Annotated in this window: 16 protein-coding genes; 7 read left to right on the top strand and 9 right to left on the bottom strand. The window is 44.7% G+C overall.

Features of this window, described 5'->3' with window-relative positions; all coding sequences use genetic code 11:
* The first annotated feature begins 21 nt into the window (after positions 1-21).
* The 5 genes from chrA (at position 22) to ACE38W_RS14135 (ending at position 4,121) form a co-directional block, all read left to right on the top strand.
* Positions 22-1,182: a chromate efflux transporter gene (gene chrA / locus ACE38W_RS14155; protein ID WP_375831824.1), complete on the top strand. Its 1,161-nt coding sequence runs from the start codon at positions 22-24 to the stop codon at positions 1,180-1,182.
* Positions 1,183-1,397: 215 nt separating this feature from the next.
* Positions 1,398-2,048: a hypothetical protein gene (locus ACE38W_RS14150; protein ID WP_375831822.1), complete on the top strand. Its 651-nt coding sequence runs from the start codon at positions 1,398-1,400 to the stop codon at positions 2,046-2,048.
* Positions 2,045-2,698, top strand: coding sequence for a hypothetical protein (locus ACE38W_RS14145; RefSeq protein ID WP_375831820.1), 654 nt, complete (start codon positions 2,045-2,047; stop codon positions 2,696-2,698). Before ACE38W_RS14150 ends, ACE38W_RS14145 begins: the two co-directional genes overlap by 4 nt.
* On the top strand, positions 2,674-3,459 hold the full coding sequence (locus ACE38W_RS14140; RefSeq protein ID WP_375831818.1) for a sensor histidine kinase: 786 nt from the start codon (positions 2,674-2,676) through the stop codon (positions 3,457-3,459). The genes ACE38W_RS14145 and ACE38W_RS14140 overlap by 25 nt, the downstream gene beginning before the upstream one ends.
* Before the next feature lie 20 nt (positions 3,460-3,479).
* Entirely contained in the window at positions 3,480-4,121 is a 642-nt protein-coding gene (locus ACE38W_RS14135; protein ID WP_375831817.1) for a response regulator, read from the top strand.
* Positions 4,122-4,156: 35 nt separating this feature from the next.
* Here ACE38W_RS14135 and ACE38W_RS14130 read toward each other — a convergent pair whose 3' ends face one another.
* Genes ACE38W_RS14130 through ACE38W_RS14120 form a run of 3 tightly spaced genes read right to left on the bottom strand, consistent with a single transcriptional unit; the run spans position 4,157 to position 6,729 of the window.
* Complete coding sequence (locus ACE38W_RS14130; RefSeq protein WP_375831816.1) at positions 4,157-5,572, bottom strand: alkaline phosphatase family protein; 1,416 nt, start codon at positions 5,570-5,572, stop codon at positions 4,157-4,159.
* A 20-nt stretch (positions 5,573-5,592) separates the two neighbouring features.
* The gene (locus ACE38W_RS14125; protein ID WP_375831814.1) at positions 5,593-6,246 is read right to left on the bottom strand and encodes a hypothetical protein; all 654 of its coding nucleotides are present in this window, start codon (positions 6,244-6,246) and stop codon (positions 5,593-5,595) included.
* A 45-nt stretch (positions 6,247-6,291) separates the two neighbouring features.
* Positions 6,292-6,729 carry a DUF1842 domain-containing protein gene (locus ACE38W_RS14120; protein WP_375831813.1) on the bottom strand — a complete coding sequence of 146 codons (438 nt, stop codon included), beginning with the start codon at positions 6,727-6,729 and terminating at the stop codon, positions 6,292-6,294.
* A 167-nt stretch (positions 6,730-6,896) separates the two neighbouring features.
* Here ACE38W_RS14120 and ACE38W_RS14115 point away from each other — a divergent pair, with 167 nt between their 5' ends.
* Together ACE38W_RS14115 and ACE38W_RS14110 are read left to right on the top strand one after the other, a co-directional pair.
* Complete coding sequence (locus ACE38W_RS14115) at positions 6,897-7,868, top strand: hypothetical protein (RefSeq protein ID WP_375831811.1); 972 nt, start codon at positions 6,897-6,899, stop codon at positions 7,866-7,868.
* 362 nt (positions 7,869-8,230) lie between these two features.
* Entirely contained in the window at positions 8,231-8,794 is a 564-nt protein-coding gene (locus ACE38W_RS14110; protein WP_375831810.1) for a hypothetical protein, read from the top strand.
* Between the two features lie 39 nt (positions 8,795-8,833).
* On the opposite strand, the gene ACE38W_RS14105 is transcribed toward ACE38W_RS14110, so the two are convergent.
* The 6 genes from ACE38W_RS14105 to ACE38W_RS14080 form a co-directional block, all read right to left on the bottom strand.
* Positions 8,834-9,373, bottom strand: a complete 540-nt coding sequence (locus tag ACE38W_RS14105; RefSeq protein ID WP_375831808.1) for a prolyl-tRNA synthetase associated domain-containing protein — start codon at positions 9,371-9,373, stop codon at positions 8,834-8,836.
* A gap of 133 nt (positions 9,374-9,506) precedes the next feature.
* Positions 9,507-10,259 (bottom strand): aspartyl/asparaginyl beta-hydroxylase domain-containing protein, encoded by a 753-nt coding sequence (locus ACE38W_RS14100; protein ID WP_375831806.1) that lies wholly within the window; start codon positions 10,257-10,259, stop codon positions 9,507-9,509.
* A gap of 6 nt (positions 10,260-10,265) precedes the next feature.
* Positions 10,266-17,231 (bottom strand): SDR family NAD(P)-dependent oxidoreductase, encoded by a 6,966-nt coding sequence (locus ACE38W_RS14095; RefSeq protein WP_375831804.1) that lies wholly within the window; start codon positions 17,229-17,231, stop codon positions 10,266-10,268.
* A gap of 89 nt (positions 17,232-17,320) precedes the next feature.
* The gene (locus ACE38W_RS14090) at positions 17,321-17,818 is read right to left on the bottom strand and encodes a hypothetical protein (RefSeq protein WP_375831802.1); all 498 of its coding nucleotides are present in this window, start codon (positions 17,816-17,818) and stop codon (positions 17,321-17,323) included.
* A 118-nt stretch (positions 17,819-17,936) separates the two neighbouring features.
* On the bottom strand, positions 17,937-18,371 hold the full coding sequence (locus tag ACE38W_RS14085) for a hypothetical protein (RefSeq protein ID WP_375831800.1): 435 nt from the start codon (positions 18,369-18,371) through the stop codon (positions 17,937-17,939).
* 25 nt (positions 18,372-18,396) lie between these two features.
* Positions 18,397-19,836 carry a hypothetical protein gene (locus ACE38W_RS14080; protein WP_375831798.1) on the bottom strand — a complete coding sequence of 480 codons (1,440 nt, stop codon included), beginning with the start codon at positions 19,834-19,836 and terminating at the stop codon, positions 18,397-18,399.
* Between the last annotated feature and the right edge of the window lie 4 nt (positions 19,837-19,840).

Genomic DNA, 19,840 nt, shown 5'->3' with positions numbered 1-19,840 from the left:
TAACTAAAGTCAGTTCTTACCATGCAGGATTTGAATGCGAGTGACAGCAAGGCTTTACGTATAAAACAAGTGGCCTGGTCATGTTTTAAGTTGGGTGTTATTGGATTCGGTGGGATAGCTGGGATGGTGGCTACTATTGAAAATGAAATGGTCGTCAGACGAAAGTGGATAGAACATCAGCATTTTACGGATATCCTTAGTACTTCATATATCATTCCCGGGCCTAATGCAGTTGAGATAATCATGCATTGCGGAAAGGAGCGCGGCGGCAGGTTAGGACTGATAGTAGCAGGTGTTTGCTATATTTTTCCGGCCATGGTGATATGTTTACTATTTGGATATTTCTACCAGAAATACAGCGCCATCCCTAATGTACAGGACTTTATCTTCGGCATCAGGCCTGCCACTACAGCGCTGGTCATTGGCGCCGTGATACGGTTGTCTAAAGGCACCATCAAAACCAACTGGAGGCTCATTACTTTATGTCTGCTGGTTTTCGCAGGATCCATGTACGGCATCAATGAAGTGAATTTAATTTTGGTGGCTGGATTTTTGAATCTGCTCATTTCCATACGCAAGCCGGTAATGAGTTTTGCCATAGGCCTGGCAGCCGCCCCCACAGCGGCAGTGGTGGGTACCACCTATTCAAACACTAAATTATTTCTGATCTTCTTAAAGATAGGCGCCATCTTATACGGTAGTGGCTATGTGCTTTTCGGATATATGGACGAATCGCTGGTAAGGCATCAGCACTGGCTCACACGACAGCAACTCATTGATGCCATTGCCGTTGGACAAATAACGCCGGGGCCTATACTCTCCAGTGCAACATTTGCGGGCTACTTGATCAATGGCCTTACTGGTGGCGTTTTGGCAACGGTAGCCATCTTCCTGCCTTCTTTCTTCATCTCCTTTTTTCTGCATAAAGTAGTTACATGGGCAAGAGGGAGTCAACGGCTACGCTACTTCCTGGATGGCCTGAGCGCCGCTTCCATAGCGGTGATCGCAGTGGTAGCTGTACACCTGCTGGGAGAAAACTTACGGGATATCAAAAGTGCCATTATATTACTGATTTGCCTGGTACTAAGTTTTGTAAGTAAAAAAATCACGAGCCTGGCCATTATACTGATAGGCAGTATCGGTGGATACGTAGTGCTGATAATAAGTCATTTGCTCGCGTAGACCATCATATCCCATTTTTTCGTTTAGGCTACCACGTAGCTGCATACATCTGGCGCAACAGCCCGTAGGTATATGACCACGACAGCCTAGTTATTACAGGAAGCGATAAAAAACGCAACATATATTTATCGCTTCCTCTTTTTTTATTATTTTACAGAGAATTGCCAACTGTTCCCCTTAGCCTGATATTACTTTATACACCCAATCCCTTTATCATGAATTCCCATTACCGTAAAAGACTTTTCCTTATTGTTGCTTTCATATGTACTGCTGTTTCATCCGGGTTTATCGGCTATAATTTGCATCCAGATAACCCTCATGGAACCACTCACTGGCCTGCCGTAGATTCTTCCTATTCTTTGTCGGTACAGCGGGCAAAAGAATATGTACGGAACTACTCAAAATGGAAAGACTCCGTAACTCGTTATCCTGGTCTTTTAGGTGATATCTCTACCCAGGGCGTAATGGTGGAAAACTCCCGCTGCATATGGTTTCCTGCATGGCGTATGCAACGCCTGCTGGACCTGATCAAAGCTGACACCGGCACAGGTGTACGCTTTTATTTTGCTGCCTATAATTTAACCTACGACCGTAAATTCACCAAAGGACAGGAACCAGCGCCTGATACTTCTTTTTGGGGGCTTAATACGCTGTTGTTCGTTCCTACAAAGGATATTGTCAGCGGAACCGATACTATACATGCGGATTATTATCCTGACCCCTATGATAGCATTAACAGACATGGATTTATCATAGAGGCATCCGCACTCGCCAACAGTGGAGAAATGTGCCCACCTCCTTCCAACTGTAATGCACAGGGCGCCACCTTGCTGGAGAATAAAAACAACGCCAAAGGGAAATTATGATGTCTTATCTTTCTGTCAATACCATCGCTGAGTGGAGCTGCTTCCTGACAGGTGTTTTTTGTCTGAGAAATGATGAAAGCCTTGCCTGGAAATGCTTCCCTGCATACCTGCTTGTCGTTTGCCTGACAGAAACCTTAGGAATACATATACGTGTAACCAACCACGTTAGTAATGCCTTTCTTTACAATTACTATCTTCCAATAGAATGTATTTGTATCAGCATATTCCTGTTTCTATTGATGAAGCCATTTGGAATAAAACGCTGGCTATTATTGGTTTGGTTGGGGATCTTCTTTACGCTGTACCTGATAGAATCTTTTTATAATCATTTTTCCAAATACAGTAGTCAGGTAGTGGTATTAATGGCAGTGGTATTTGTCTGTACATCTTTATACTACCATTACCAGGTCCTTGAAAGTGATGCTTACATCCGCCTTGGAAACTATGCGCCTTTCTGGTGGGTAAATGGAGTATTGATATTTTATTTTGGTGGTATCGTAACCAATATCTTTTTTAAATACCTCCTGCATACCCCCGCTGTAAATAGCGTACACTATTCGTTGAGATATATCATCTTTTCTATACTCAATATAGTGCTGTATGGTAGCTGGATATACGCATTCATATGCCGTTATCGTCAACAGAAATAATTTCGCTCATTGCCTGGCTTAGCGCAATTTTCCTGATAGCGCCAGGTTTCCTGATCGTATATGTAGTAGTATACAACCGCAGAAAACGCCGCCATCAGGAGGAAAAAGAGTGGCTACAACAAAACTTCCGACATGAATTATTGCAATCACAAATGGAGGTCCAGGAGCAGACATTGAAAACGATTGGCAATGATCTGCATGATAATATCAACCAGTTACTTGGCCTCGTTGTCATAACGTTGAGCGCCGTAGACCTGGACAACAAACAGAAAGCCAACGAAAAGCTTATGGCCGCAGAGTCACTGGTGAGGCGTAGCATTCAGGAAATACGCGCACTATCGCGACTTATGCACGGAGAAGAACTGGTAGCAAAAGGGCTTCCTCATGCCATCGCTTTTGAACTGGAATGGCTGGAAAAAGCTGGCAGACATAAAGTCGTGTATACCGGGAGTCTGCACCAGATGCCTGCTATGCCGGAAAAAGAGCTGATCATATTTCGGATTTTCCAGGAAACATTGCACAACATCCTCCGACATGCGCAGGCAACTGAAATAACCGTGCATCAAGCCTATGATCAGCAACAACTTCGTTTATCCATTAACGATAATGGAATTGGTTTTGATTTAAATACAGTTTTAGCAAACAATACTGGCATGGGGCTGTCAAGTATATTGCGCAGAGCTGCCTTGGTAGGAGCTTCCGTAGATATAAATGCAGTTCCTGGCACAGGTACTACCATTAAAATTAGTTTACCTTCTTAACAAATAACCATACAGGAAATATGATACGAATAGCATTGGTAGATGATCATACTTTATTCCGGCAAGGACTGATTAGCTTGCTGTCGGAGTATAAAGAAATACAGTTGGTTTTTGAAGCGGCCAATGGTAGGGAAATGCAGGAGAAAATTAAATTAGATGATTTGCCGGATGTAATCTTGCTGGACATCAACATGCCTATAGTTGATGGATATACTTCCGCACAGTGGCTCCGGCAGCATTATCCTGCCGTGCATATCCTTGCTCTTAGCACTTTTGAAGATGATAAGCCGATTATTAAAATGCTGAAGAACGGTGCCGGTGGATATTTACTTAAAGAATCTCGTATAGGCGATGTTGTTAGTGCCATAACAGGAATTAACGAGCAAGGGTTTTACCTAAACGATGTGGTGTCAGGGAAGATGCTGCGAAGCTTGCAGGGATATACCGGACCGAATGATATACTGAGTCAGCTGAGTGAAAATGAAATCCGTTTTTTGCAATTATGTTGCTCTGAGTTTACGTATAAAGAGATAGCAGCAGAGATGCGATTGAGTCCACATACGATCGATAATTACCGTCAGGAATTGTTTGATAAGCTGGAGATTAAGTCCAGAACAGGTTTGGTGTTGTTTGCTGTACGTCATGAACTCTATTTGCCATAAATGAATCGGGGCTGGTTTTGTCAGCCCCGATTTTTTTAGATGATGGAAGGATTATTTTTCTCTGCTGCATATCGCCATGCTCTTGCCACGATCAGTTTGTGCAGGTCGCTGACAGGTGGCGGGGTTGCACTACTTGTATAAGGCGCTGCCTGAATAATAGGAACGTCGGTTCTAGGCGTTTCATTGCAAAGCACAGGATCAAGGGTGGGTGCCGCTGCCACGCGATTGCCCAGGTTCCATAAGGAACGGTCTATACCCATCCAATCCAATACAGTTGCAATAACAGAAGTATGATCAAATGGTGTTTCTCCGTCGGGCATACGAAATACCGCTCCTTGTGGCACCCATGGAGATACCAGTATAGCCGGTACTCTTACGCCGAATGTCTTGAAGTCGAATGGATATTCGGGTGCTGAACTGACATTACCAGGCGCTTGAGCGTTGGTATTTATAGGATAATGATCATAAGTGCCGCCATGTTCATCGAATGTAATGATCAGCAGGGTCTCGTTCCATGCAGGCCCTTGTGACACGGCATCATATACCTGTTGTAGGAAAACTTCTCCTTTGCCTACATTTCCAGGTGGGTGGTAGTCGGTGCCATCGATCCCCAGCTTCCAATACATGAGGCCCCAGTCAGGCTCCAGAAAGCTATAGGAAGGCAGTGAACCATTTGCAGCGGCTGTATAGAATGAATCTATACTTGCAAAGTTGGCATCCAGGCTGGAATCCTTTAATTCCTTAAACAAATCCCTGGTAAGACAATACTCTCTCAACCAGAATAACTGACTGTAATATATCATCCAGTCGGTCGGCTTGTCTTTACCATTGTTGCTTAATACATTCCAATGTGTGTTGGAAGTGAATTCAAGAAACTGAGAATTGTCCAGGTACTGCAATGTTGCTCCTGTAAGCCAGTCTTTACCTTCTGAATTTCCTGTGGCTGCAAATGCTCTGTTACAGAATGTTTGCGTAGGCACAGAAGAGAACCATCTGTCGCATACTGCAAAATTTTTTGCGAGGCCATTGATAACAGGTAAGTTCTGCGGGGTAAAGGCCATCATGATGTCTTGCGGAGAATCGAAATCAGTGGCATAATCCTGATAGAAGCCGCCCATTTCAGGACCTGAAGGGTATTGACCGGTTGTCAGGGAAGTGTACACTTGCTTCTTGACATGCTGAAAAATTTCATAAGGGTCAAAGGCCGGAATGGCGAGGTTGTTGTCTGGAGCCTTGGATACATATTCCTTAGTAGCCCCTGGTTCGGGACTACTAAGATTATACATATCATTTGTGAGGCCGTAATAAGCAGGAGGGGCCTGTGTGTCGATCAGGTTGACGGCCGGCACGTTGCCGGTATCTTCATACAGCCATCCTAACACATTGTCCAGCGACCTGTTTTCCAACATGAGGTGAACGACATGTTTAATTTGGGACATTTGTTGTGCCATATTGGGATTAATTTATCTCACTAATTTATAGCACAATTTGTTACGGCGAGCACAGCATCTGCAACAGCTTGTCCTACGGCTGCAGTAAGCAATACCAGTTCAGCAACAGCGGCCACGCCATCAGTGGCAATCCAGGCGACAATCTGCGCACTAATGGTGGCGCCCATGATGACCCATTCATACCAGGCCATATTATGCTCGATTGCACCCAGGATCTGACGTATCCCCGTCACCTTGTAAATGCCTGCAAATATGGCAAACATGGCCTTGGCTTTATCTGTCATGGAATCAGCATCAGCAAGGTTTTTAAAGAGTTGCTCCAATCCGCTCAGTTCTTCGGCAGGGACACTCTTCATTACCTGTTCGGCGGCATCTTCTGTCACCTCTTCGGGCAAGCCCAATAGCTGGAACATCACTGCCAGAATATCTACGGAGCAAGTGATCAATGCCGCAATACATGCGTTAGAGATCTGCACAGTCGTTACATTGCTGGTTGGTACCCAATGGATAGGGAATTCACCGCGTATAAAATTATGCATGTCTTCCAATGCCTGTTCACGGTGGATGGTATGTCCGTTGATGACGCTGCGTTCTGTTTGCAGGAACGTGTCGAGCGCTGGTCCGGCTTGAGCTATAAATGCTGGATAACTAAGATTTTTTAAAGAAGTCACCATAGTAGGAATATTTAGGACGGTATAGGAAAAAGGGACAGACAAAAATTAACTTACTGGGGTAAGGGCCGCTGTCTGGATAATTTTTACTGGCACATCTGGAACGGGATGCCATCTGCCATTTAATTCATATTTATAGCTGCAAACACCAGCTGTCCAACTCTCATTCACATGCATGAATATCTCGGTATTAGGATACAGCACGATTGTACTGAGTGGATTAGTTTCAGCGGGCCAACCTGTCAACTGCACGGTTATTGGGTATTCTGCAGGCGGAAGAAGCGGAGAGATAAAATAATTTCCTTTTACATAGGTGGGAAGCTGAAGGGTTGGATTGGTTGTCTGTGAAACATTTCCCAGTCCTCTTACCTGGTGGGTAACGGTATTAACTGTCAACGATAGATGTAGTTCAGGTGCCCCTGGCACTTCTTTGCCAATCTGGAATTGCACCACAAAAAGTCCGGTCTTGGAAACTTGATTACTCATGATTTTTAAGTTTTTAGATGAATGATGAAATAACGATAACAAAGTTCGCGTGCGCCCCCATCAATCTTACAGCTGAAAAGAGCTTATCTGACAGCGAAAAATAGCTGGCACCAGGGCGAAAAATCACTTTGTATTTCATTTACATTTAGATACTTAAGCAGTTAACAATGGGACAAAGAGTAAACTATGTAGTCAGGAAAGGAAACAAACAAACCATTTACTACCATAAATGGGGAGGCAATAGCATGACCAGTGATTTGTACCAGGGGGAGAAAAAATTCCTTGATATGGTACGGGAATGTACGGTTAATGAAGAGTTATTAGATGAGGTGTGGATGGAAGGATGTGTGTTGATAGATATGGATGCAAGGCATTTATATTTCTGGGCGCTGGAATTTCCCAATGAGAGCACAGTTATTGATTACTATGTGTCGAAATTGGCGGAAAAGTGGCCTGGATGGGAAGTACAGCAACTGGCAAATAGAATGTATGATGCGGAGAAGGTCTTCAGTCTTAATTATTTATCATGGCAGAAGTATGATGAGCCGGAGCGTGTAGCCGCAGACGATATCGTCAATGATTTTGACGAGGCCTGGGCCGAAGCGCTGGTAGTTATTAAAGATGAAGCGGGTGAATTTATTACCAAAACGGCTAACATTACCATAGAAAAAATTATTGACTACGGCGTGAATGCAGTACCCTTGCTGAAAAAGAGACCAGCTATGGCCTTGCCAGCAGAGGATGACGACGTGACCTTTAATACCCTGATCATCGATACCCTGGCTAAGAAGATTATGATCAACCAGAGTATATTCAGTTTATGGGAATCCTGTGGCTATCAATGGCCTGGTTATTCCTTAACCATGGGCGATTATGGTTATGTGCGCGTTTTAGCCATGGCAGGTATCAGCAGCACACCACAAAAAGTCTCAATGGATGAAGTGTTAGAGGAGTTTGAATCACTGATCGCTGATCATGATGCCTTCGGGCCTAAGAACAGGCTGATAACAAGTTTGAAAGAGGTGAAAGAAAAACCTGTTAAACAGGATTTGCAGCAGATTTTCAACAATGAAAAGCCGAAGCAAACATTGTTGCAGAAAGTATGGGGGATTTTTAGTGGTGGTAAAAAGGTGTACTAAACGAAGTTTTGCAGGTTGTTAATTCCTCTGTTATGGGTTGCGTATATTATTTTACCTGGTTAAAATGAAACCATTAATTAGCAGTTTTTTCAAATGGTAAAATAGGTAGCACCACATTATCCAGCATTGACCCCTGAAGTTTGCTATACATAATTCCTCTGGTAGTGGCAATAGATAATTTCCATAGATCTATATTCAAAGTATGAACAATGATGGCTTCACCATATGATCCTTGTTTGATTAGTTTGGCGTAGCCAGAAATCTTACTTAAAAGTGAAAATTGATTATTACGCCCTTTTCTATTGTAAATAGGTTTATATATTTAATAATAATAACTTCAAGCTAATAATGAACATCCACCTATGAGCGCCCAGATCTGGATTTACGGCATAAAACAAGAACAATTACTAAGCAACCTGCCCGATAGCTTTGCTGCTATCAAAGACAAATACCATGATGGTAAAACCCAACTCTCCGTCAAGGATATCTACGATATCTTTTACAGTAACAACCTGCCAGAAAATGCGGAGCTAAGCGACTATGGCCCTGAGGAACTGTTTTTTAATGGCATCAAACGATATTGCTATTTGTATAATGTTTTAGTGGTCTACTATTTCTGCAACTTCGATTGGGAAGAGGAAATAAGACCACAAGGATACGATTGCTCATTCATTTGGGACAGACTACAGGTAAAAGGCCTCGCTGATTGGTTTCTGGCGATTTATAAAGTAATGAATCAGGAAGATACGGAGCATACAAGATACAGAGAGCAGGCGAGGAGAATCGTAAATGAGTATGCATCGGATATTTACGATGGTGAGACTTTTAAGGATGTTTTCAGCTGGTGCGACTATAGCTTTGAACTACTGAAAGCTGGTGCTGATAAGGGCGATTTTGATTTCTTTTTCTACAGTTATTCTTTCTAGTTTAATAACCTCCTTGCTAAACAAGGAGGTTATTAAACATTAAATTTCTATAATCGTAGGTGTATGCTTTGCATATGTGAGGAAATCATTTATCACCCAACTGGTGCGTACTTTCATATAGCTGGTGGTAGTGCCATCACTGCATCCATACCACTCTTCTGCCATCACCGCTTTATCTATAACCACTTCTACTTTTTGCGTTGCGTCCAGCAGCACGCCAAAAACAGTGGCTGCTCCTACATCCGTGCCTAATACATTTTGCAGCAAATCCACTGAAGCGAAGGATACGCGAGGAATACCCATCGCACTGCTAAGGTCTTTGGTCACAAACGGTTTGCCGGCCGTAGTAATATACAGGTAGAATTTCGTCTGTTGCCGGTTACAGAGAAGCAAGGTTTTCACTGTACGCATGTTCAGTTGCTCATCTATCCGGATACAATCTTCCATCGTGATCGCCGGAGCGGTATCTACCCGCTCAAATGGTTCCGCAAACTGCTGTAAGGTGCGGTATACCTGCTCCTGTAAGGGTGTCTTAAACTCCGCTGGCGCCTGATTTGTTACTTCACTGATATAAAACATAATTCCTTATTCTCGAAGTTGCTAAATTAAGGCGCATTTATTAAAAATTTAGCAGGAGCATATATTTTTAAATAGAGATTTTTTTCTCTGAGAAATAAATAAAAAAACTCCTCGTAAAAGAGGAGTTTTTTTATCAGAACATTTTCAATCTTTGAATCGGTAATGCCAGCCAGATAGAATACCGTAGCAGGTTGTAGAGGTTTTTTTTGAGATAACCCGAACGGCTACCCAAAAATGCAAACCGTTGATATAACATTTGTAATACGGAAGATGCCAATACATGCGCACAAATCATATTCTGACTTTTGGCATATTCCGGCCGCATTACATCAATGATAAGGATCAGTCGTCGTTCCGCGGAGTTGTTCCAAGCGGTATGTGTATGCGCATCACAGAAGGGTAGGGCCTTGCCATTTTCCCAGGGTCTGATCTCCTTTGATACCTGAAAGCCGCAATCTGGCAGCGTTGCTGGTACCGACAATCCAAGGTGACAACGAATGATCGCATCCGTATCGCCCTGGTGCGGATTGATATTTGATCCCGGCTCCAGCACACTCAACGAACAGGAAGTCAGATTAGGGATTTGCTTCATCAGCTTCACCGTTTCCGGACATCTTTTGCAATTATCATGCATCGTAAATTTCCAGAAATACAATCCCATCGTTTTCCATTTTTTTGGTGGGAATGACATGGACTTATTAATGAAATATGGCTTTAGCTTAGCTGGCTGCTCGTGCATGAGTCCTGTCACCTCATCACGGATGGTTTCCCAGTTGTTTTCCAGCACACTGACCCAAGGCAGTTCCGCTGTATTGTAGAATGGAGGCTGCTCGCCAGTATACCTGCCTCCGAAAACATTATACCAGGGTTTGCGCATGTTACTCATCGTGTTTTACTTAATAGCTGCTGAGATAATTTTAATCAGGTCCTGACTCTTTTGTTGTACCAGGTCATGTCCCGCATGGAGATAACAGATAGAGAAGTCGTTGGTGGAAAGCTCCATCCAGCGGCGTACTTCAGCAGGAGGGGCCAGCTGATCGCTGATGCCTGCCACTACTGTCAATGGAATATTGATCGCCATGCCTCCTGGCTGATAACATTCCAGCACCTGTAAATCTGCACGCAGTAGCTCACTGGTATGTTGCAATGCTTGCCTGCGCGCTGCTGCTACTCCCGGATCTCCATAGCTTCTCAGTACCTCTTCTATAAATGCAGTTTCATTCAGCTGGTGTAAAGTGCCTGTACTGGCTTCTAGTGGCGCACCGCAGCCGGAAAGTATCATGCCTGCAGGTAGCTTCCTGCCACTGCGTTGTAAAGCGGCATAAAACTCATAAGCCACCAACGCGCCCATACTATGACCAAAGAAATAAAACGTTTCTTCAGGATCAGTATAATCATTCATTAAGTCGGCTATCAGTGCTGGTAGTGCTGTACATGCCGGCTCATGACTCCTTTCTTCACGGCCGCTAGGCTGCACAGCAATGATTTCCAGCTCTTCTCCAAAGGCATCTGCCCAGCGCGAATAAGCAGAGGCCCCGGAACCTGCGTACGGAAAACAATACAGTCGCCGCTTCGCAGACTGGCGCTTTTCATTCATAGACACGAATGCTTTACCAACTTTAGGTGTTGCCACAGGCGTTTCCTCCGGCTGTTGTTCAACAACAGGGAGCTTAGCTGCACAGCTGTCATATACCAACGAGAAAATAAAATCACTCACCGACTCAATGGTGGGATAGTTGTAAGCCAGCGTAGCCGGTAGTTTGCAATGGAAATACTGTTCCAGCTTTGCTACAAATGATATCGCCATCAGGGAATCCATTCCCAGGAAATTGAATCGTTGCCTCGCGTCGATGGTATCCATAGACTCTATTAGCATTACCATCCGTAGCTCCATTCTTACCACTTCTTCAATCTGGGACCGGGCTTTTTCTGGTGTGCTATGCAGGATATTATCCAGGTTGCTGGCCGCCGGTCGTGCGGCAGTACTGTTCTTCGTTACTGCCGCAAATAAGGATGGCTGCAATGAAAAATCGGTGAACAAACGGAATTTCTCCCAATCGATATCTGCAATCAACACCAGCGGTGTTTTTTGCGCCAGGGCTGTTTCCATACAAGCCAATGCCTTATTGGTATTCATCAACTTAAAGCCCAGCTGTTCGAGTACATAGGTTTCCTGCTCTCCTGCACTCATGCCAGCTTCCGCCCACGGACCCCAATCAATGCAGGTTGCTGGCAATCCCAATGCTGCCCTGTATTTGCTGAGCATGTCCATATAATAGTTTGCGGCAGTATAATGACTGAGATCTACTGATCCCCATAGTGCAGAAACAGATGAGAACAGCAGGAAACAATCCAGGTCTCTGTCTTTGGTCAACTCATGTAAGTGCCAGGAAGCATCTGTCTTTATTTTCAATGTTGCTGCCAGTTTGCTGTTGTCCAGCTCAATTACTTTGGAAAACCAATTGACGCCGGCGGCATGCAGCACGCCACGAACAGGGATGTCATTGTTGTCTAGCTGCTGGAAAATGGCGGCCATTGCGGATTTGTCACGCACATCTATGCTGTGTACTTCTACGTGTATGCCTTCCCATTGCAAGTCTAGCAGCTGTTGTATTACCTTATACGCTGGATGTTCAGCAGGGACTTGTGCCCAATTTTCTGCTGCCGGTAAACTTCGTCTGCCTATCAGCACGAGGTGCTTGATACCTTTGCCTGCCAGCCATTGGGCGCAGGCGAGGCCCAGCCCGCCGAAGCCGCCGGTTATAATATAGGCGCCATCGTTACGGAGTGTAAGCGTGGCCGCCGGCATTTCCGCAACAGCTTGCAACTGCGTTATATATTGTTGTCCGTTGCGAAGGGTGATGCAATGTTCTTTTCCTGGCTGCACAACTTTATGCAGCAACGCCGGCACATCCGCTACGGTGGCAATATCGATCATGCCACCTCTCCATTCGGGATGCTCCAGGAATAATGTTTTTCCGAAACCCCATAACGTAGCGGCATTCAGCTGTAATTCCTGGTCTGCCACCGGCACCGGCTGCGACATACGTGTCAGCAGCCACAAAGGCATTACCATTGCACTTTCTTTCACTGCCTGTAAAAATGGAACGAGCATACTAACGCTAACGGCTGTATTTTTTTCAATGGTGACAATATTGTTTTCACCTATTCCTGCATCTGCATAAATAATTTTCCACTCGCGTTCATTCTCTTTCCTTTGCAGATTTACTACTTTATCCAAAGCCTTACGATAATCACCTTTGCTGGAATTTATGTCAAACTGATAATCCGGTCGGTATTTCCCATTTTCGCCGGTACCAGTACTAAACCAATACACGCTTTTTTGCGTAGCTTTTAATTGCTGCAATAGTTGCTGCGTAATATTCCCCGACGGCGCTGCTATAATCCAGTTAATCTTTTTGTGCAGCAGCTCTTCAGGTATTGCTGATGCAATACTTCCTGCTGGGTTCCAGTTGATCTGGTAGAAGCTATTTTTAAAAGTCTGCCTGGTAGTGCGAGGCTGTTGCGAAGGCATAGCAAAGGCTGTCAGCTGTTCAGGACTCAAACCTTCCAGCCAATAACGCTTATGCTGAAATGCTTGTCCGGGTATAGCTGCTGGAACAGCCTGGCCTCGCATCACTTGCTCCCAGTGTATTTGCGCGCCCGCGGTATACATTTTACATATTGCTTCCAAGAGGAAGTACGCCTCTGTTCTGTCGCCCTTGCGAAAATTGAGTGTACGTAATAGCTGCGCATTGCTACAGTCTATGGTTTCGCTGACAGCTAAAAGCGTATTTCCTCCTGGCCCTATCTCTACAAACTCCCGTATACGCTCCTCAGCCAGCAACATCAATGCCTGGCGGAAATTCACCGCCTGTCTGGTTTGCTTCACCCAGTATTCGGCATCAGGAGCAATGGTCATTTCTCTTCCTAGTAAAGAAGAAATCCATCGCCTGGAAGGAGCCTTAAATGTAAACTGTGAAAGGTATTCGCGGTAAGGCTCCAGCATAGGGTCCATGAGATGGCTGTGGAAAGCCTGTGCCACTTTTAGCTGGTAGGTGCTTATCTTTTGTTCGTTACAATATGCCGCCAGTGCGCTGAGAGATTCACCACTGCCAGAAACAACGGTTTTGGCCGGACTATTAATCGCAGAAATGCAAAGGTCAGGATAGGCTGCAATGGCCTTCGCTACTGTTTCTTTATCTGCAAAAACGGTGAGCATAGAACCCCACTCCGTAAGCGTTTGAAATAATTCGCTTCTCTTTTTCAACAGCAATATGCCTGTTTCGGGCTCGAAACAGCCAGCCAGACAAGCAGCTGCGTATTCGCCAATACTATGGCCCAGTAATATATTCGGGACACAGCCTGCTTCTTCCAGTAAAATCCCCAACCCATACTGTACCCCAAATAATACTGGCTGATAATCATGGTTCATCACAAATGCGCCATCGTCTTTGTGGTTGATCAAAGCGGTTAATGAATAACCTGTTGCAGGATCATCCACGGCAGCGGCGCAGCGGTCAAATGCCCGACGGAACGCAGGAAAATGAAAATATAATTCTCTTCCCATACTCATATACTGATCTCCCTGACCAGAAAAAATAAAACAACGGAGTCCATCAGATATCAGGTCATTAGGCTGGTAAATGCCGTCTTTAAAGGCTTTCAGCTTTTGCAGCAATACATTTTTGCTATCAGCAAGGAATGCCTGTCGATATCGCAGATCAGTACGACTGGTGGCCTGCGTAAAGCACAGGTCATGCATATCTATTGCTGGTTCTGTTTTCAAATAGTCGATCCAGTTATCTGCCTGATGTAATAAGCCTTCGGCAGAATGAGCAGAGAAGATAAATGGTATCTGAAAGAAAGAAGGATTTCTTTGTGTTGCCAATGGTTTTACTGGTGCTGCTTCTTCCAGGATGGCATGCGCCAGCGCGCCACCGAAACCAAATGAGCTAACCGCTGCTCGGCGTCGTATGCCCGGGGCCCAATCATTTAACACGGTGGCTATTTTCAGTCTGCTGCCTTCCAGATGTATGCGTGGATTTAATTCCTGCAGATGTGGTTGCGGTGGAACTTTACCGTGCTGCAATATCAGCACTGATTTGATGATGCCCGCAATACCAGCGCCAGCCTCCAAATGCCCAATATTGGCTTTTACAGCACCTACATAGCAAGGATTTCCTTGTTGACCGTATATCTTCACCAGTTGCTCCATCTCCACCGGATCTCCCAACGCTGTGCCGGTGCCATGTGCTTCTATATAGGAAATGCTTGCTGCATCAATGTTACCTTCGGCTAATGTCCTTGCAATCAGTCGGTACTGCGCATCTCCATCGGGAGAGGTGATGCCGTTGCTTTTTCCATCCTGCCCTGTACTACTTGCCAGCACTGTAGCCAAAATATTATCTCCGTCCAAAATGGCAGCAGATCTTCGTTTTAGCATGACGAGCCCGCATCCTTCTGCACGTACATAACCATCTGCGCTGGCATCAAAAGTTTTGCATCTGCCTACTGGCGACATCATCCCAAACTGTGATAAGGTAATGGTGGGCCCGGGAGATAATAACGCATTTACACCACCGGCAATCGCCTGGGTACATTCTCCATTTCGTATTGCCTTCACCGCGAGATGAAAGGCTGTCAGTGAAGAAGAACAGGCTGTATCCACCGCTATGCTGGGGCCTTTCAGGTCATAGGTATACGAAATCCTGTTCGCAGTCAGACTATTCGCATTGCCCAGCCCCGAATAGGCATTAAAGCTCTCCATACCCGGAATGAGCTTTATTTTCATATAGAGGTAATCGTTAGTGCTAACGCCTAAAAAGACGCCGGTATCGCTGCCTGCCAGGTTTTCCTTCTTCCATCCTGCATTCTCCAGCAGCCGCCACGATGTCTCCATCAGCAAACGTTGCTGCGGATCTATTTCTGGCGCCTCATACGGCGAAATGCCGAATAATGCCGGATCAAACTGATCTATATTATCTATAAACCCGCCCCAGCGCGTATTTACTTTACCAGGCATCGCTGGTTTTTCATCATAGAAAACCTCATTCGCCCAACGACTCGCAGGTACTTCACGGATCGCATCACCGCCTCGTTGCAGCAGCTCCCAGAAAGCTTCAGGTGAGTCTGCACCAGGGAAGCGACAAGCCATTGCCACAATCACTACATCATCATCTGTATTCACAATCGTATTGTCGTTGGTATGTTTTGCATCATAAATGACCGGTAGGGTGCCTTCTAGATAGCTGTCCAGACAGGTTTTGCGAGATACCTTATAACTGCTTGTTCTGGGAATGCAGCCTGAAGGGACCAGTACTACGTTGTCAGGAACAATGCCATAGCTTTCTGCCAGACTGCCATTGATATGCGTAATGATACTTTCTTTGTTGGCTATGTCTGTATGCCGGTGTATCTCTTGAAATACCAGCAATTCTTCTGAAGAACCAATGTGCGCAATACATACAGTACGATTGTTGGTGGCTATTCCAGGTTGTTGATGGCGTATCGTGCTCTCCAGGTCATCGGCGGTATAATTGACACCACGAACAATAATGATATCTTTTGTTCTGCCGGTAATATAAAGATGATTACCCTGAATGAAGCCAGTGTCGCCGGTTTTCAATGGTGCATCATCTGTGATGCTTTGTTGCAGTTTGTCTTCCAGGTAGCCGCTGGCATTGCCAGTTCCTTGTATATAAATTTCACCTTCTTGACCAGCTGTCAGCTTTTCGCCTGTGATGGTATGATGTATGGAGATGCTAACGTCATCGCCTATACGATAGGGAAGGAGGGATCTTGAAGTATTTCCTATTTGTCGTGTATGCATGAAGGTTAGCAACTCATCTAACCCTTCTCCGCCGCCAGCGGCCAGCAATGTGGCTTCTGCCAGTCCATAAACAGGTTTGAATGCATGTATGTCGAAGCCTGTATCTTTAAATTTTGTGGCAAATCGTTGTAGGATTTCGGGAGAAACTGTTTCAGCACCTACATAAACATATTTCCAGGAAGATAGCTGCAAGCCTTGTGTAGTATTGATTTTATTGCAACACAGGTCGAACGCGAAAGGTGGCGCTGCAGCGGCATTAGCCTGGTATTGTCCAATCATTTTCAGCCACAGCGTTGGTGTAGCCATAAACGTCTGTGGATTGATAAACACGCCAAACCCATGTTCAAAGAGTACGGTCAGTAGATGACCTATTAGCCCCATATCATGATGGAAAGGCAGCCATCCGGCTACCCGCACAGGCTCGCTCCGCTGGAAGCTATTGTACATAAAGGCCAGGTTACTCATCGCATTGCGGTGGCGAATCACCACTCCTTTTGGAACGCTGGTAGAACCTGATGTATATTGAATGTAAGCGATATCGTCTTCATGGATGGCTGGTAATTCTACCACACTGATATTCTGCTGCTGCAGGCGGTCCAGCACCACAATCTGTATATTTGCCAGCCCTGCTTCCTGTATGGCTTGCCTGAACAGCGGTAGCTGCTCTTCGGCCACTAGTATAGTGCGGATGGTCCGTTGTTGTAAAATCCGGATTATACGCTCCATCCCATTTTTATCTTTATTATTACGTACTGGCGCCATGGGCGCAGGTATCACGCCAGCCATCATACAGCCGAAGAATGCAGTTGTAAACTCCGTCTGCTCCCGAGCACATAGTAATACAATTTCTTTTGAGGAAAGATGATGGCAGAGATTTTCCGCGATGATAATACATTGCTGTTTAAGCGTACGATAGGTAAATACCGTAGATTCATTACCGTTATGATCCAGGAATACGAGCGCTTTGTCATTGGCTTTGCCAACAGGGAACCTGGATATCAGGTCAACAATTGTTTTATGCTCCATGCATAATAATTTTTCAGGATTTCCGTAGAAATGATTTCATGAAAATGCCGCCGGTATTCACTTTGGAGAATACCGACGAACAAAGAGGATTACCAGGTTTTGTTATTGAAATAAGGACAATTACTGTTGGTCTTTTTATCATGCACCCTGATTTGCCTGGTAGTACCTGCATATTCAAAGTATACATCGTAAGAACCGCCGGAAGTAACACAGTTATCAGTATCCCAGTTGTCGTTGGTAGTGAAGCCCATGGCAGGGCCGAGACCAGCCACACTGGTTACTTTTTTACCATTGATTGTCAAGTTGCTTGTCTGCGGAAGCTGCGACCAGTTCTGATTCCAGGTACCTATATCGCCGATGATGATCAACCTGGTACTATTACCTTTGTTGGCGATAATCTTATCACAGATTTCTTTTAACGTAAGCTGCTTATCTGTATTAAACATCACCACATGACCACCATATCTTTTACCATCGGTAAATACTGCTGTGATAGACAGGCAGCTATTGATATTGGGATACTCGAGTATGTCCTGACCTGTAGCCTGACCTACTTCTCCTTCATTTACTGCAATTGTTTTTGCCATAAAATAAAATGTTAACGTTAATGGATAAACGATGAACTGGATTTTGTTTATGCTGGTTAATGATTGTTTGCTTAGGCAGATAGAAACCAGGCCGTATTGCTACGGCCCGGCATGTTGATTATCTACAAGGACCGGTTACATCAGTGATGTTTTTAGTAGCAAGACTTTGCACCAGTGCATTTTGTACCATACGTTGAACGTATGCCCGCCTGTCATCAGTAGAAGCAGTTACTACGTTCCCTTGTACCAATGTAGATGAGATGGGCCCGCTACCATTGGTGCCATTGATTAGGATCTCCCAGCTGCGGCCACCGCCGGCAATAACGCCCCGGACTTCTAATCTGATGCTGCCGTATTGTATGCTGAAAGGTGGAAGTCTCCAGATATCTTCAAATGATAATTGTGCGATAGCAGAATGAGCATCTGCTATATTCTGATTAGATACCGCTGATGGATAGTCAGTAATGGAGCCCTGTGGGGTAATGGTGAGGGCACAGTTCGGGTCATTGAAAAGTTCTGTCCCGGGTTGCATTGCTTGTGTTTTTTCTGTCATAGCGATAGTTTTTAGATTGGTGTAATCATGCACTCAGCTTACTGATAATAGTGCTACCGTCGTTAGCAGTACCAGTCAATGTATATTCTCCTGTTTTCAGTGCTTCAGTGAGCGTGCCATATGTGTTCACGTTACCAGGAACATTGTAGGTGCTGTTATCAGGCCTGGTAAGTACTAGTGTTTTAAGGTTCTTGCCTACCCAACTAAACGTGCCCTGGTTACCGCTTTTAGTAAGATTGAAATATTGTATCTGCGGATGACTATCATTATCTCCCAGGTAATAGGTTGTTTTAGTGCCTCCTGGATGTGTAATGATTAATTTATAAGGTTGGTTGCTTAATTGCACTTCCAATGCCGGCCAGTTGAGAGGATCTGTTGCCCAGGTGACACCGGATAAGGTTCCATCCTCAGCTCTGGTATTATACTTAAAGTATTTGATGCCGATTGGTTTGATTTTGAAACGTAGTTCTTGTGTAGGTCTCGAATCACTATATCCGAATGCGCTCAGCTTATACGAGGCATAGTCCGGCATGGCATCATAATTCCCTTGATAAGCTGTAACCAGGTCTCTGCCTGGCACTACTGTCATTGGATTAATAGGATTACTGATAGATCTGTCAGGTTTTTTCAAAAGGGAACTGGCCGCATAAGTCAGTGTCCAGTCAAGTGTAATAGATTGGTCTGCTGTCAATGGTTCATCACCTACTTCCTGACCAGGCGCCAGGTCCGCTGTTTTATATGCTTTAAATTCATTGATGATAGCAGGACTTTGATAAAGGTATACGATTACAGGATCACTGGCTTTTCCATTTATATCGTATGCAGTAACAGTATATGGCGTATTTGCTGCTGTAGCAGCAATGTTTACAGGACTGGTTCCTCTATAAGGAGAAGGCTCTTGTATAGGGAATTCCCTTTCTATAGGTATTTCCGGGAAGCCTGCTACTTTTACCTTCGCAGAGCCCGTGGAGTACCAGGTAAGTAATGTAGATTGTCCCAGGCCAACAACCAGCTGTTGCAGATAGGCCAGTACCCCAAACTTCGACTCTACTGTTTTGACAATCGGTACCTCCGAAGGAATTGGCTCCACGGTAAGTACATAATCATTGATAGCAACGATGGCGGTACCAGCTATACTATTAATGGCTACTTGTTCAAACGTTATGTGGATCTCTGCACCTGGCGCCAGTGGATTGTTAAGCTTTATGCCAGTTACATTAAAAATGGCTGCTTGCGGATTATCTTTAGCGCAACTAAAACTTTTCGTTTGGGATTTGCCGTTAAAACTGGCATCTAATGCGAGTGTAGTGTCTGTATTGCCAACGGGAAAAGTTATTGTTATCAGGCTATCGCTGTCAAAATTAATGGTGTCTGTGGTGTCATTTTTAATGAACAGATCCAGATCTACAAATGCATTGGTATATATTTCTGAAGGGCTGAACCTATATGTGAAGTTAGTTTCCATAATG

The organism is Chitinophaga sp. Hz27, from assembly GCF_042263525.1.
Classification (GTDB): Bacteria; Bacteroidota; Bacteroidia; order Chitinophagales; family Chitinophagaceae; genus Chitinophaga.
The sequence above is the reverse complement of the archived record's forward strand: the minus strand, read 5'-3'. Positions and strand labels throughout refer to the sequence as shown.